Origin of the sequence: Streptomyces sp. A1136 (assembly GCF_004795055.1) — a bacterium.
In the GTDB taxonomy this organism is placed as follows: Bacteria; Actinomycetota; Actinomycetes; order Streptomycetales; family Streptomycetaceae; genus Streptomyces.
Map to the genome: position 1 here is coordinate 187,901 of NZ_SSBJ01000007.1, position 13,522 is coordinate 201,422.

At 73.3% G+C, this 13,522-nt stretch carries 13 protein-coding genes and 1 riboswitch; of the genes, 6 read left to right on the plus strand and 7 right to left on the minus strand.

Annotation, left to right across the window (positions count from 1 at the left end; genetic code table 11):
• The first annotated feature begins 59 nt into the window (after window positions 1-59).
• The 3 genes from E6R62_RS09440 to E6R62_RS09450 all read left to right on the plus strand — a co-directional run bounded on the left by E6R62_RS09440 (window position 60) and on the right by E6R62_RS09450 (window position 3,379).
• Window positions 60-1,883, plus strand: coding sequence for a long-chain fatty acid--CoA ligase (locus tag E6R62_RS09440; protein WP_136212873.1), 1,824 nt, complete (start codon window positions 60-62; stop codon window positions 1,881-1,883).
• Between the two features lie 210 nt (window positions 1,884-2,093).
• Window positions 2,094-2,942, plus strand: coding sequence for an aldo/keto reductase (locus E6R62_RS09445; RefSeq protein ID WP_136212874.1), 849 nt, complete (start codon window positions 2,094-2,096; stop codon window positions 2,940-2,942).
• Between the two features lie 11 nt (window positions 2,943-2,953).
• Entirely contained in the window at window positions 2,954-3,379 is a 426-nt protein-coding gene (locus E6R62_RS09450) for an RICIN domain-containing protein (protein ID WP_136212875.1), read from the plus strand.
• A 49-nt stretch (window positions 3,380-3,428) separates the two neighbouring features.
• On the opposite strand, the gene E6R62_RS42035 is transcribed toward E6R62_RS09450, so the two are convergent.
• Genes E6R62_RS42035 through E6R62_RS09460 form a run of 3 tightly spaced genes read right to left on the minus strand, consistent with a single transcriptional unit; the run spans window position 3,429 to window position 4,500 of the window.
• Window positions 3,429-3,875, minus strand: coding sequence for a hypothetical protein (locus E6R62_RS42035; protein WP_306432417.1), 447 nt, complete (start codon window positions 3,873-3,875; stop codon window positions 3,429-3,431).
• Entirely contained in the window at window positions 3,782-4,195 is a 414-nt protein-coding gene (locus tag E6R62_RS42040) for a methyltransferase domain-containing protein (RefSeq protein ID WP_306432418.1), read from the minus strand. Before E6R62_RS42040 ends, E6R62_RS42035 begins: the two co-directional genes overlap by 94 nt.
• The gene (locus E6R62_RS09460) at window positions 4,195-4,500 is read right to left on the minus strand and encodes a 4a-hydroxytetrahydrobiopterin dehydratase (protein WP_136212876.1); all 306 of its coding nucleotides are present in this window, start codon (window positions 4,498-4,500) and stop codon (window positions 4,195-4,197) included. The genes E6R62_RS42040 and E6R62_RS09460 overlap by 1 nt, the downstream gene beginning before the upstream one ends.
• A gap of 186 nt (window positions 4,501-4,686) precedes the next feature.
• Between E6R62_RS09460 and E6R62_RS09465 the strand changes: the two genes are divergently transcribed.
• On the plus strand, window positions 4,687-5,478 hold the full coding sequence (locus E6R62_RS09465) for a helix-turn-helix domain-containing protein (RefSeq protein WP_136212877.1): 792 nt from the start codon (window positions 4,687-4,689) through the stop codon (window positions 5,476-5,478).
• A 93-nt stretch (window positions 5,479-5,571) separates the two neighbouring features.
• Here E6R62_RS09465 and E6R62_RS09470 read toward each other — a convergent pair whose 3' ends face one another.
• Window positions 5,572-6,462, minus strand: a complete 891-nt coding sequence (locus E6R62_RS09470; protein WP_136212878.1) for a bifunctional 5,10-methylenetetrahydrofolate dehydrogenase/5,10-methenyltetrahydrofolate cyclohydrolase — start codon at window positions 6,460-6,462, stop codon at window positions 5,572-5,574.
• 26 nt (window positions 6,463-6,488) lie between these two features.
• Window positions 6,489-6,582: riboswitch (ZMP/ZTP riboswitch) on the minus strand.
• 123 nt (window positions 6,583-6,705) lie between these two features.
• On the opposite strand from E6R62_RS09470, the gene E6R62_RS09475 reads away from it, so the two are divergent.
• Both E6R62_RS09475 and E6R62_RS09480 read left to right on the plus strand, forming a co-directional pair.
• Entirely contained in the window at window positions 6,706-7,467 is a 762-nt protein-coding gene (locus E6R62_RS09475) for a class I SAM-dependent methyltransferase (RefSeq protein ID WP_136212879.1), read from the plus strand.
• A gap of 225 nt (window positions 7,468-7,692) precedes the next feature.
• Window positions 7,693-9,282 carry an RNA polymerase sigma factor gene (locus tag E6R62_RS09480; protein ID WP_136212880.1) on the plus strand — a complete coding sequence of 530 codons (1,590 nt, stop codon included), beginning with the start codon at window positions 7,693-7,695 and terminating at the stop codon, window positions 9,280-9,282.
• A gap of 69 nt (window positions 9,283-9,351) precedes the next feature.
• Here the strand turns inward: E6R62_RS09480 and E6R62_RS09485 are convergent, their stop codons facing one another.
• The 3 genes from E6R62_RS09485 to E6R62_RS09495 form a co-directional block, all read right to left on the minus strand.
• Window positions 9,352-10,647, minus strand: coding sequence for an amino acid permease (locus E6R62_RS09485; protein ID WP_240801573.1), 1,296 nt, complete (start codon window positions 10,645-10,647; stop codon window positions 9,352-9,354).
• Window positions 10,648-10,856: 209 nt separating this feature from the next.
• Complete coding sequence (locus tag E6R62_RS09490; RefSeq protein WP_206308693.1) at window positions 10,857-12,935, minus strand: phage holin family protein; 2,079 nt, start codon at window positions 12,933-12,935, stop codon at window positions 10,857-10,859.
• A gap of 154 nt (window positions 12,936-13,089) precedes the next feature.
• The gene (locus E6R62_RS09495; RefSeq protein ID WP_136212882.1) at window positions 13,090-13,494 is read right to left on the minus strand and encodes a hypothetical protein; all 405 of its coding nucleotides are present in this window, start codon (window positions 13,492-13,494) and stop codon (window positions 13,090-13,092) included.
• Window positions 13,495-13,522: the final 28 nt, after the last annotated feature.

Sequence of the window (13,522 nt, forward strand, 5' to 3'; positions counted from 1 at the left end):
TGCCGGTCCGCCGGGTACGTGGGATAGCGTCGCGGCGCCACACGGAGAGGAGCGGGTCGTTGCGCGAGTTCACCGTCCCACCCGTGGTCGCGGGCACGCCGTCCGGCGGCCTGGCCGACATCGTGTTCCAGCATGCCCGGGAGGACCCGGACCGGGTGGTGCTCGGCCGCAAGACGGACGGGGCCTGGGGCGACGTGACCTCCGGCGAACTGGCCGGGGAGGTACTGGCGCTCGCCAAGGGGCTGCTGGCCCAGGGCATCGGCTTCGGCGACCGGGTCGCGGTGATGTCGCGGACCCGGTACGAGTGGACCCTGTTCGACTTCGCGCTGTGGGCCATCGGCGCCCAGCCGGTACCGGTGTACCCGTCGTCCTCCGCCGAGCAGGTGCACTGGATCCTGTACGACTCCGCGTGCACGGGCTGCGTCGTGGAGAACGAGGACCAGGCCATGACGGTCGGCTCGGTCATCGAGCGGCTCCCGGCCCTGCGCAGGCTGTGGCAGCTCGACGCGGGGGCCGTGGCGGAGATCGTCGCCGACGGGGACGCCGTGGCGCCCGACGTGGTGCACCGGCACCGCCGGGCCGTCACGCCGGACGCGGTCGCCACCGTGATCTACACATCCGGGACCACCGGCCGCCCCAAGGGCTGTGTCCTCACGCACGCGAACTTCATGTTCGAGGCCGACACGATGGTGACGCGCTGGGAGTCGGTGTTCCAGGCCGGTGCGGGCGAACAACCGTCCACTCTGCTCTTCCTGCCGCTGGCGCACGTCTTCGGGCGGATGGTGGAAGTGGCGGCCGTCCGCGCCCGGGTCAAGCTCGGCCACCAGCCGGTGCTGGCGGCGGCCGAGCTGCTGCCCGACCTCGCCGCGTTCCGGCCGACCTTCGTGCTGGGGGTCCCGTACGTCTTCGAGAAGGTGTTCGCCGCCGCCCGCCGCAAGGCGGAGGCCGAGGGGCGCACCGGCGCCTTCGACCGGGCGGTGGAAACGGCCGTGCGGTACGCGGAGGCACGCGAACAGAAGGCCTTCGGTACCGGCCCGGGCCCGTCCGCGGGGCTGCGCATGGAGCACCAGCTCTTCGAGAAGCTGGTGTACGGGAAGGTCCGCGAGGCGATGGGCGGTCGGGTGCGCCACGCGATGTCGGGCGGCTCGGCGATGTCGCGCCGGCTGGGGCTGTTCTTCGACGGGGCGGGCATCACGGTGTACGAGGGCTACGGCCTGACGGAGTCGTGCGCGGCGGCCGCGGCGAACCCGCCGGGGGCCACGAAGTACGGGACGGTGGGCCCTCCCATCCCGGGCGGGACGGTGCACATCGCGGACGACGGGGAGGTCTGGTTGCACGGCGCCCACGTCTTCTCCGGGTACCTGAACGACCCGCGCGGCACGGAGGAGGTGCTGCGCGGCGGCTGGCTGGCCACCGGGGACCTGGGCCGGCTGGACGAGGACGGCTACCTGACGATCACCGGGCGCAAGAAGGAGATCCTGGTGACCTCCAACGGCAAGAGCGTCTCGCCCACGGCCCTGGAGGAACGGGTGCGTTCGCACCCCCTGGTGTCGCAGTGCGTCCTGGTCGGCAACGACCGGCCGTACATCGCGGCGCTGCTGACCCTGGACGGGGAGGGCGTCGCGCACTGGTTGTCGATGCGCGGCCTGCCCCAGCGGGCGGCGGCGGAGCTGGTGCACGACAAGGATCTGACGGCGGAGGTGCGACGGGCCGTGGTCGCCGCGAACACCCTGGTCTCGCAGGCGGAGGCGATCCGCACGTTCCGGGTGCTGGCCGGGCAGTTCACCGAGGAGGGCGGCCTGCTGACCCCTTCGCTGAAGCTGAAGCGGAAGGCGATCGAGAAGGCCTACGCGGTGGAGGTCGCCGCCATGTACGAACGCTGACGGCGCAGCGGGAGCGTCCGCGGCGGGGCGCCGCCGAGGCTCCGCGGACGAGGAGCAGTGTCGGCGGATGACCACCCGGATGGCGGGAATACGTCGTTCGTACGGCCGGTTGTGGCCGTCGACGCGCGCCGCGGGCGCACGGTCACGACTGTCGTCGCCCCCGCTGCCGGCGCACCCCCACCCGCTTCCGATCGCGAGGTACGACCCGACGTGAACCAGGTCCCCGGCATCAAGCTCAACAACGGCACCCTCATGCCCCAGCTCGGCTACGGCGTCTGGCAGGTCCCGGACGACGAGGCGGAGCGGGCGGTGGGCACGGCGCTGGAGGCGGGCTACCGCAGCGTCGACACGGCCGCGATCTACGGCAACGAGAAGGGCACCGGCAAGGCGCTCGCCGCGTCCGGCCTGCCGCGCGAGGATCTGTTCGTCACCACGAAGCTGTGGAACGGCCCCTCGCGGCGCTGGGGTCGGGACGAGGTGCTGCGCGCTTTCGACGACTCGCTGGCCAAACTGGCGCTCGATCACGTGGACCTCTACCTGATCCACTGGCCGCGTCCGATGCGCGACGACTTCCTCGCCATCTGGAAGACCTTCGAGGAGATCGCCGCGAGCGGCCGCGCGAAGGCGGTCGGCGTATCGAACTTCCGTCCCGCGGACCTGGAGCGGCTCGGCGAGTCATCCGACCTGGTCCCGGCGGTGAACCAGATCGAGTTGCACCCGCTCTTCCCGCAGACCGAACTGCGCGCCCTGCACTCCCGGCTGGGCATCACCACCGAGGCGTGGTCGCCGCTGGGGCAGGGCAAGGAACTGCTGACCCTGCCGGTGGTCGCCTCGATCGCCGCCAAGCACGGGCGCAGCGCCGCGCAGGTGGTGCTGCGCTGGCACCTGCGGTCGGGGCACGTCGTGATCCCCAAGTCCGTCACCCCGGCCCGCATCCGGGAGAACCTGGACGTCTTCGGGTTCGAGCTCGACGCCGAGGACACGGCCGCGCTGGACGCGCTGGGCTCCGGCCCCGCCGGCCGCAGGATCGGGCCCGACCCGGCCGTCTTCGACGTCTGAGGGGCGCGGGCATGGGCGTACCGCGGGGGGTCTACCGCATCCGCAACGTGGGCGGCGGTCTGCTGCTGCGGGTGGAGGGCGGGAACCGGGTCGCGGTGGCCCCGGAGGCGGCGGAGGGTCCCGCCGCCTCGCGGGAGTGGGAGATCTCGCCGGTCCACAGCGGTGGCGGAGTGGTGTACGTCGTCAACGTCCGCGCCCAGCGCCGCCTCGACGTGGCGAACGCCTCGACGGAGAACGGCGCCCGGGTGCAGGTGTGGAAGCCGAACGCGTTCGGGGCGCAGGAGTGGATCGTCGAGGAGCACCTCGACGCTCCGGGCGTGGTCTCGCTGATCGCCTGCGTCAGCGGGCTGTCGCTGGAGGTGGACGAGCAGGGCCGGGCCCGCCAGGGCGAGGACGCGGACTCGCCGGCGCAGTGGTGGCGCCTGGAGCCCGTCTGAGAGCGGCGGGCCGCGGACGGGAGGCGGTCGGCCGCCGCGCGGTCCGCCGTCAGCCGCCGCGGAAGCCGCTGACGAACCCCTGGAGGCGGTACGTCGGCTCCGCGCGCGGGGTGTCCTGGTCCGGCAACAGCCCCAGCCGGTCGGCCAGTTCCCGCACGGTGACGCCGCGGGGGCTGATCCGGGAGGCGTAACGCCCGGCCGACAGGGCCCCCGCCGCGCCGCGCGGGGTGCGGCCCTGCCCGTGGCCGGCGAAGAGGGCGTCCCTGTACGGCCGCAGTCCCACCTCGGCGGCGTGGGCGGCGACTTGCTCCGCCGCGTCCGCCGGCGCGTGCGTCAGGTGCGGGGCGAACACCTCGTCGATGTCGCTGCCCACGTCGTGCGCGGCGTCCTTGTCGACGGTGGTCAGGAAGACCCCGCCCGGGCGCAGCACTCGCGCGACCTCGGCGACCACGGCCGCCACGGCGCCCGGTTCGCGCAGCAGGTGCAGCAGCCACACCGCGCCGACCGCGTCCGGCGAGGCCGCCGGGAAGGGGAGCCGGCCGCGCCGGCCAGTACCACCGGGACTCCGCGCCGCGCCGCCGCCGCGACCATCCCGAAGGAGGAGTCGGCGCCCAGGACCCACAGGCCGGGGCGGGTCAGCCGGGCGGTGACGATGCCCGTGCCGCAGCCCAGGTCCAGGAGCGTGCCCGCGGTGGGCGGGAGGAGGCCGAGGACCGCGGCGGCGGCCTCGGCGCGGGGGACGCCGCCGCGGGTGGCGTCGTAGACCTCGGCCTCGGCGTCGTAGTCGAGCAGCGGCGCCGACCCCGGGCCGGGCATCAGCGGGCGCCGTGGGCGGGGGCCAGCGCCTCCACGCGCTCGGCGAGGGCGAAGTCGGTCTCGGTGACCGCGTCTCCCGCGCTGTGGGTGTTCACCGACACCCGGACCGAGTCGTAGCCGAGCGTGAGGTCCGAGTGGTGGTTCAACTCGTCCTGCACGACGGCGATGTGGGCGACGAGCGCGCTCGCCGCGAGGTGGCTGCCCAGCCGGTACGTGCGCCGGATGCGGTCGTCCTCGAAGGCCCAGCCGGGAAGTTCCCGCAGCCGGTCCTCGATCTCCTTCTGGGAAAGCGGTTCGCCCGACATCCACACGCTCCTTCACGACCGGTCGGCCGACGGCCTGACGTGGTGTCAAGGTTCCCACACCACGCGCCGCGGGGAAGGCCCCACGCACGGCGCGTGCCGTTTCCTTCCGGATCGCCCGGCTCGGGCCGCCTGCCCCGTCCCCGACGGCCCCGGTGCCGGGCGACCCGGGTGGGCTAACGTCGGGCCATGACCTCTGCGAGTGTGGGCGCGCTGCTGCGCGCGTGGCGGGAACGGCGCGGGATCAGTCAGCTGGAGCTGGCGGGGCGCGCCGATTCCTCCTCCCGGCACATCAGCTTCGTGGAGAACGGCCGGTCCCGGCCGAGCGAGGAGATGGTGCTACGGCTCGCGGAGCACCTCGACGTACCGATGCGGGAACGCAACGTCCTGCTGGTGGCGGCCGGTTTCGCGCCCCGGTACGCGTGCACCCCGCTGGACGCGCCGGAGCTGGACGTCCTGCGCGAGGGACTGGAACGCCTGCTGACCGGGTACGAGCCGTATCCGGCGCTGGTGGTGGACGCGACCTACCGGGTGGTGGCGGCGAACCGGGGCATCGCGATGCTGCTGGAGGGGGTGCCGGAGCACCTGCTGGCGCCTCCGCTGAACGCGATGAGGCTCACCCTGCACCCGGAGGGGCTCGCCCCGCGCATCCGCAACCTGCGCGAGTGGCGGGGGCACCTGCTGGCGCAGATGGAACGGCAGATCGCGCTCGCCCGCTCGGAGCCGCTGCGCGCGCTGTACGAGGAGGTGTCGGCGTATCCGGTGGCGGAGCGGCGGCCCGGTGACGGCGAGCGGGGGGAAGCGGTCGCGTCCATCGCGCTCCCGCTGGTGATCGAACACGAGGGGCACGTCCTGTCCTTCGTGTCGTCCATCTCCACCTTCAACACACCCATGGACGTGACCGTCGCCGAGTTGGCCATCGAGACCTTCCTGCCGGCCGACCCGGCGACGGCGAAGTACCTGGGCTCGCTGGGTCCCTGAACCCACCGGGCCGCGCGGGGTCCGGCCGCCGGGCCGCGCGGGGTCGGCCGCCGGGGCGCGCGGGGCCGACCCCGACGGCGCCCCGGGCGGGGGTCAGAGCGTCGCGAGGTCGAGGCCGGCCTGGGCGGCGGCCGCCTGGACGGTCTGCTCCAGCAGGACGGCGATGGTCATCGGGCCGACACCGCCCGGAACCGGGGTGATCAGCGAGGCACGGGCGGCGGCCGACTCGAAGTGGACGTCGCCGACGTTGCCCTCGTTGTACCCGGCGTCCAGCACCACCGCGCCCGGCTTGATGTCCTCGCCCCGGATGAACTCCGCCTTGCCGACGGCGGCGACCAGCACATCGGCCTGGCGCACGATCGAGGGCAGGTCGCGGGTGCGGGAGTGACAGTAGGTGACCGTGGCGTTGCGCTCCAGCAGCAGCATCCCGGCGGGCTTGCCCAGGATCGCGCTGCGGCCCACCACCACGGCGTGCTTGCCGGTGAGGTCCACGTCGTAGGCCTCCAGCAGCCGCATGATGCCGCCGGGCGTGCAGGAGACGAAGCCGGGCAGGCCGAAGCCCATGGCGGCGAAGGAGTGCATGGTGACGCCGTCGACGTCCTTGCCGGGGGCGATGGCCTCGAATGCGGCGCGCTCGTCGATGTGGTGCGGCACGGGGTGCTGGAGCAGGATGCCGCTGATCTCCGGGTCCTCGGAGAGCTCGGTGAGCTTGGCGACGAGTTCCGCGGTGGTGGTCGCGGCCGGCAGCTCGACGTGGCGGGAGGTGATCCCGGCCTTGGCGCAACGGTTCTGCTTCATCCGGACGTAGGTGACGGACGCCGGGTCCTCACCGACCAACACGGTCGCGAGGCAGGGCGCGGTGCCGGTGCGCTCGGTGAGCGCGGCGGCGTACGCGGCGGTCCGCTCGGAGATGCGGCGGGCGAGGGCGGTGCCGTCCATCAGTCGGGCGGTACGGTCCGGGGTGTCGGTCTGGGCAGTCGTCATGGGGTCTCCTGGCGTCGCTGCGGATCGCGGTTCGCCCAGGCGCGCGGCAGTCGACGTACGGGAGTACGCCGGGCCGCTCCCCGGTGGTGATCCACCCGAACGCCAGTCACGGCCCGCCGCCCACTCTAGTCGACCCGGCGGACGGGCCCCCGCGAGCAGCCCCGGGTACCCGACCCGGGCGGCCCGGGCGGCCCGGGCGACAACCCGGTGGATCACCGGGACGGGAGCTGGGAGGATTCCGACATGACGCGCACTTTCGACGATCTCGTCGCCGAGGCGGATTCGGTCTCCGTGGACGGCTGGGACTTCTCCTGGCTCGACGGCAGGGCCACAGAGCAGCGGCCCTCCTGGGGGTACCAGAAGCTGCTGGGCGAGCGGCTGGCCGGCGTCCGCTCGGTCCTGGACATCCAGACCGGCGGCGGGGAGGTGCTCGCGGGCGCCGGGCCGCTGCCCCGGCTGACGGCGGCCACGGAGTCCTGGCCGCCGAACGTGGCCAAGGCCACTCGGCTGCTGCATCCGCTCGGCGCGGTCGTGGTCGCGGACGCCGACGAGCCGCCGCTGCCCTTCGGAGACGAGGCCTTCGAGCTGGTCGTCAGCCGACACCCGGTGACTGTCTGGTGGGAGGAGATCGCCCGCGTGCCGGCCCCGGGCGGCAGCCAGCTCTCGCAGCAGGTCGGTCCCGCCAGCGTCTTCGAGCTCGTGGAGTACTTCCTCGGGCCGCAGCCGCCCCGGGTGCGGCGGGCCCGGCACCCCGATGACGCCGTCGCCGGGGCGACGTCCGCCGGCCTGGAAATCGTCGATCTGCGCTCGGAGCGGCTGCGTACTGAGTTCCACGACATCGGAGCCGTGATCTACTTTCTGAGGAAGGTGATCTGGATGGTGCCGGGCTTCACGGTCGGGCACTACCGCGACCGACTGCGCGAGCTGCACGAACGGATCGAGCGTGAAGGCCCGTTCGTCGCCCACACCGCCCGTTTCCTCGTCGAGGCCCGCAAAGCGGGCTGAGGAGAGGGCGGGAAGAGGGCGGACGGATCAAGGCCGGATCGGGTTGCGCGGACACAGCGTGGCGCAGGTCACTCAATTCAGCGCGTAACGAATCGACTCGGGCGTGCGATGAACCGACAGGTGTCCTCGCGCGGCCCGGAATACAGAGCCCCCCGGGGTCTGTTTCCCGAGTTCGCGCGATGATGTCCCGCCCACCCCTTAATTGTTCGCAACGAGAGGCTCCTTGTGTCGCTCAGCCCGTCCCGTACGTTCCCTCCGGAGATCGCCGAATCGGAGGCCCTCGTCGCGCTCGTCGAGCGCGGCCGCGAGCAGGGTCACATCAACGGTGACGATGTGCGTCAGGCCTTCGAGGCCGGCCGCATCCCGGTGGACCAGTGGAAGCGGGTCCTGCGCAGCCTGAACCAGGTCCTGGACGAGGAGGGCGTCGCGCTGCACGTCAGCGCTGCCCCCGCCACGAAGGCCGCCGTGAAGAAGCCCCGCAAGGCGGCGGCCGCGCCGGCCCGCACCGTGACCAAGAAGGCGACCGCCGCGCCGCGCCCCATCGGCGCGCGCAAGGCCTCGGCCGGCGCGACCCCTGCCACCGCTGCGGCGATATCCGCTTCGCCGACCACCGCCGCCGAGGACGAGGTGACGGCCGAGGCCGCCGCCGAGCCCAAGAAGCGCGTGGTCAAGAAGACCGCCGCCAAGAAGGCCACGGCCACGAAGAAGACGGCCGCGGCGAAGAAGACCGGCGCCAAGGACTCCGACGAGGCCGAGACCCCGGTCGTCGAGGGTGAGGACTGGGCGGTCGAGGACCTCGCCGACGAGGCCGAGGAAGAGGCTCCCAAGGCCGCCGGTACCCAGGGCTTCGTCCTGTCCGACGACGACGAGGACGACGCCCCGGCGCAGACGGTCATGGTGGCCGGTGCCACCGCCGACCCCGTCAAGGACTACCTCAAGCTGATCGGCAAGGTGCCGCTCCTCAACGCCGAGCAGGAGGTCGAGCTCGCCAAGCGCATCGAGGCCGGCCTGTTCTCCGAGTACAAGCTCGAAGAGGAGGAGGACCACAAGCCCGCGTTCAAGCGCGAGCTGGAGATCCTCGTCGAGGACGGCCGCCGTGCCAAGAACCACCTGCTGGAGGCCAACCTCCGTCTCGTGGTCTCGCTCGCCAAGCGCTACACCGGCCGAGGCATGCTCTTCCTGGACCTGATCCAGGAGGGCAACGTCGGTCTGATCCGCGCCGTGGAGAAGTTCGACTACACCAAGGGCTTCAAGTTCTCCACGTACGCGACCTGGTGGATCCGCCAGGCGATCACCCGCGCCATGGCGGACCAGTCCCGCACCATCCGCATCCCCGTGCACATGGTCGAGATCATCAACAAGCTGGCCCGGGTCCAGCGCCAGATGCTCCAGGACCTGGGCCGGGAGCCCACTCCGGAGGAGCTGGGCAAGGAACTCGACATGACCCCGGAGAAGGTCATCGAGGTCCAGAAGTACGGCCGCGAGCCGATCTCCCTGCACACGCCGCTGGGTGAGGAGGGCGACAGCGAGTTCGGTGACCTCATCGAGGACTCCGAGGCCGTGGTCCCGGCCGACGCGGTGTCGTTCACCTTCCTCCAGGAGCAGCTCCAGTCCATCCTGGGCACGCTCTCCGAGCGTGAGGCGGGTGTCGTCTCCATGCGGTACGGCCTCAACGACGGCCAGCCGAAGACGCTGGACGAGATCGGCCGCGTGTACGGGGTCACCCGTGAGCGTATCCGCCAGATCGAGTCCAAGACCATGTCCAAGCTGCGCCACCCGTCGCGTTCCCAGGTACTGCGCGACTACCTGGACTGAGCCGCCCGGAACAGGAACCGGCCCGGCCCCCGTACCGCGCGTACGGGGGCCGGGCCGGTTCTTCGTGTGTCAGGACGCCGGCCGCCGGTCCCGTCGTGCTGCCATCACGGCGTAGCAGAAGACGCCCGCGAAGAGGAACAGGACGCCCTGGTAGACGGCGGCGTACCCGGAGCCCGCCACCAGCCACAGGGAGAACGCGAAGGCGAGGCAGGCCAGGGCGGCGTCGCGGACCAGCCGGCCGCGGCGGACCCGGCCTCGCCGCCCGGAGGCCAGGAAGTAGATCTGCGCGGCGGTGGACAGCAGGTAGGGGACGGTCGCCGTGAAGGTGGTGACCAGCACCAGGACCTCGAAGACGCCGTCACCGCCGGCCGTGTAGTTGTAGACGGTCAGCGCGGAGGCCAAGGCGGCGGTCACGAGGACGCCGGCCACCGGGACCCCGCGCCGCTTCGTCTCGAAGACCTTCGGGAAGAGCCCGTCCCGGGCGGCCGCGTACGGGGTCTGCGCGCTGAGCAGGGTCCAGCCGTTGAGGGCGCCGACCATCGAGATCACGGCGGCGCAGGCGACGAGGGTACCGCCCCAGGTGCCGCCGAACATGGCGTCGACGGCGTCGGAGAAGGGGGCCTGGGAGGTGACGAGCTTGTCGTGTGCGACCAGTCCGAAGACGGCGAGGGTGCCCAGCAGGTAGACGGCGGCGGCGCCCGTGGTGCCGAGGACGGTGGCCCGACCGACGTTGCGGGCCGGGTCGCGGACCTCGCCGGCGCTGACGGCGGCGGACTCGACACCGAGGTAGCTGAACAGCAGGATCGCGGCGGAGGCGGAGACCGCGCCGGCGGGGCTTTGACCGGTCGCCTGGAAGGGGCCGAGGTTCGCCGGGTCGAAGGAGAACAGGCCGCCGACGGCCACCAGCAGCAGCGGGGCGAACTTGAGCACGGTCGAGACGAGTTGGACGACCCCCACGTACCGGGTGCCGGCCAGGTTGGCGAGCGCCGGCAGCCACTGCACGGCGAGGGCGCCCAGGCACATGGACCACGTGTGCGCGCCGAGTGCCGGGAAGAGCACGCGGAGGTAGCCGACGGCGGCCACGGCGAGGGCCGCGTTCGAGACCCAGGTGGTGATCCAGTAGCTCCAGGCGGCGAGGAACCCGGCGAAGTCGCCGAACGCGGCGCGGGCGTAGACGTACGGGCCCCCGGTCTGCGGGAGCCGCTCCGCGAGGCGGCCGAAGACGAGTGCGAGGGCGATCGCGCCGAGGGTGAGCACGCCGAAGGCGACGAGGCTGATCGTGCCGAAGGGGGCCACGGAGGCGGGCAGCAGAAAGATGCCTCCGCCGATGATGTTGCCCATGACCAGGCAGGTCGCGATCGGCAGACCGAAGCGACGGGCGTGCGGACCGCTCCCGGCCTCGGCGGGGGCGGCGGCCGGGGCCGGGTCCGGAGCGGTGGGCGGGGCCGGGTCGGGGGTGGTGGGCGGGGCGGGGTCCGGGGCGTGCAGGGTGGTGCTCACGGGTGGTGCGCCTCAGGTGTTTCATATGCTGGACGGGTCGACATATCGTCGTGCACACCAAAAGCCGCGCCAAATCAGCGGTTTTCGTCCTGTACGGTCACCCTGGCGGACGGAAGGATTCCGCTCGGCGTGGCCTCCGACCGCGAATCCTCCGCCGGCGCCTCCCCCGACGGCTCCACCGGTACCTGCGGCCCGTCCGCCTCCCGCAGCCAGCGGCTCAGGACCCGGTGCACGGCCTCCGCGCCCACCAGGCCGCCTCCGGGATCGGACAGCTCCGGCGGCCACATCAGGAACGGGCGGCCCTGCTCCCCGCCGAGACCGCCGTGCGAGCCGATCTGCTCCTCGAAGGCGTGGACGACACCGGTTCGCGGGTCGTACGCCGAGTTCACCATGACGTCCGCCACGTGCGGGAAGGAGTCGGTCCGGCGCACGGCGTCGGCGGCGCCGGGCCCGAAGGCCGCCAACAGCGCCTCCGCCTCGCCGGGCCGGTCCAGCCGGGCCACCGCGCCGTCCGGGCCCAGCACCTCCCCGTCCACGAGCAGGAAGCCGACGCCCGGGTGGTCGGCCAGGGTGGGCAGCAGGGCCGGGTGCGTTCGCTCGATCCAGGCCCGGTCCGCCCGCCCCGGTACGTCCGGGAAGGAGATCAGCCCGAGGTTCCCCGACGCCAGGACCACCGGGTCCGAACCGGTCGCCGGGTGTGCCTCCTCCCCCTCCTCCACCGGTCGCCGCAGGGCGGCCAGCACCGCTGCCCGCGCCTCGGCGCCGCTGCGGGTGCGCCGGGCCCGGCGGGGGACCGGCAGTCCGCAGCCCGCCCGGACCAGGTCCCGCAAGGTGAGCCCGTACCGGCCGAGGAAGGTCTCCCCCGGGCTCTGGCCGTGGTCCGAGAGCAGCACCACGCGGTAGGAGCGGGGGGCGTGCCCGGCGACCCGGGTGATCAACGCGAGGCCGCGGTCGAGGCGGGCCAACACCTGGTCGGTGTCCCGGCCGTGCGGTCCGGAGTGGTGCGCGACCTCGTCGTAGGCCACCAGGTCCGCGTAGACGGCGGCGCGGCCCGCGAGCATGTCCCCGATCACCGCGGCCACCACCACGTCCCGTTCGACGACGGTCGCGAAGGCCCGGATCAGCGGGTACAGGCCGCCGCGACCGACGCGGGGGCCCTCCCCGCGCACCCGTGCGCGCAGGGACTGGCCGATCTCCCGGCCCACCTCTGCGACGAAGGAGACGGCGGTGCGGACGGCGTTGGCCGGGTCCGAGAAGTACGCGAAGTAGCCGGCGCGGGAGCGGTTGTCGCGGCCGCGCCGGGCGGAGAGGGAGAGCACCAGCGCGAGCTGGTCGGCGCCCCCGCTGAACAGGTTGCCGCGGCTGGCCCCGTCGAGGGTGAGCAGCCCCCCGTCGCCGGTGCGGGCGATGGCACGCCGCTGCAGTTCGGCGGCGCCCGCCGGGCGGTTGCAGACCATCACCTCGCCGGTGTCCTTCTCGTACCAGCGGAAAGCCGGCACGTCGAAGGTGGAGCCGTGCAGGATGCCGAGCTGGCTGGCGCCGGTCTGGCTGGACCAGTCCGTGCGCCAGGGCGTGACGCGGTGGCCCCGCTCCAGGAGGCCGGCGGCCGTCGGCATCAGCCCGCGGTCCAGCGCGCGGCGCAGTTCCTCGTACCCCACCCCGTCCAGTTGCAGGAAGACCAGGCCGGGGGCCGCCCGAGCGGGGCCGCCCACGCGGGTCCCGCGTCCGCGTCGGCGGCGCCGGTCGGCGAGGCGGTAGAGCCTGCGGCGGTACGCATCGTCGTCGCGTACGGCGAGCGCGGTGGAGGTCGCCGACGCCACCGCCGACATCGCCGCGGCGACGACGACCGCCGTCTCGGGGGCCACTTGGCCGTGGCCGTCGGGGATCAGGCCGATCGCGATCAGCAGCAGCGAGCCGTTGAGGAAGAACACGAGCAGGCCGAGGAGCAGCGCGGGCACCAGCAGCAGGGCCCGGACGACCAACGGCCACACCAGCGCGCTCAGCAGGCCGAAGGCGCCCGCGCCCCAGGCGGCCGTGAGGCCGATCCGGGTGAGGCTGTCGCCGCCGGGGCCCTCCGCCTGGAGGCGGAAGTCCGGCAGGACGCCCGCGAGCACGAGCATGGTGAGCGTCGATACCGCCCACACCAGGATCACCCGAACCAGCGCACTGCCCGCCGTGCGCCACCACCGCCTTCGCCCCACGCCGTACCCCCGTTCCCGGTCTCCCCCGCCAGCGTCGCACGGGTCGGCTCGTCCGGGAGGGGCGCGCGGAAGGGGCGCGCGGGCGGGGGGCGCGGGTGCGGGGCCGCTACGTGCCGTCGTAGCCGGAGGTCGGCATGGAGAGCCTGCGGTGCACTTCCGCCTTCATGGCCGAGGTGTAGGCGGGTTCGTCCTGTCCCGCGGTCTCCAGCCGTACGCCGCGTCGCTCGCATTCGGCCGTGAACTCCTCGACGGAGCGCAGGGCGCGGGCCAGGACCCGACGGTTGGCGGCGACGAACAGGTCGACCTGTCCGGCGTCGATGTCGCGCCAGAGCCCGCAGTGGTCGGCGCGCAGGCCGTAGACCAGCAGGTGTCGTGTGACGACGTACCCGTGTTCGGCGGCCCAGCGCGCGCACATGGCGTGCTGGCCGCGGGTGTCCACGGCGAAGGGGTCGACGTCGAGTTCCTCCAGCGGGGCCAGGCTGGCGATCGCGGCCACGCGCAGCGCATCCATGGCGCGAGACCCTACTCCGATCCCCGTC

Bases quoted from the DNA above. Each gene is read 5' to 3' on its own strand.
- E6R62_RS42040 (WP_306432418.1), bottom strand. From the start codon at position 4,195: ATGCCCGGCCCGGGGTCGGCGCCGCTGCTCGACTACGACGCCGAGGCC.
- E6R62_RS09495 (WP_136212882.1), bottom strand. From the start codon at position 13,494: ATGGATGCGCTGCGCGTGGCCGCGATCGCCAGCCTGGCCCCGCTGGAG.
- E6R62_RS09465 (WP_136212877.1), top strand. From the start codon at position 4,687: ATGACCTCTGCGAGTGTGGGCGCGCTGCTGCGCGCGTGGCGGGAACGG.
- E6R62_RS09450 (WP_136212875.1), top strand. From the start codon at position 2,954: ATGGGCGTACCGCGGGGGGTCTACCGCATCCGCAACGTGGGCGGCGGT.
- E6R62_RS09470 (WP_136212878.1), bottom strand. From the start codon at position 6,462: ATGACGACTGCCCAGACCGACACCCCGGACCGTACCGCCCGACTGATG.
- E6R62_RS09475 (WP_136212879.1), top strand. From the start codon at position 6,706: ATGACGCGCACTTTCGACGATCTCGTCGCCGAGGCGGATTCGGTCTCC.
- E6R62_RS09460 (WP_136212876.1), bottom strand. From the start codon at position 4,500: ATGTCGGGCGAACCGCTTTCCCAGAAGGAGATCGAGGACCGGCTGCGG.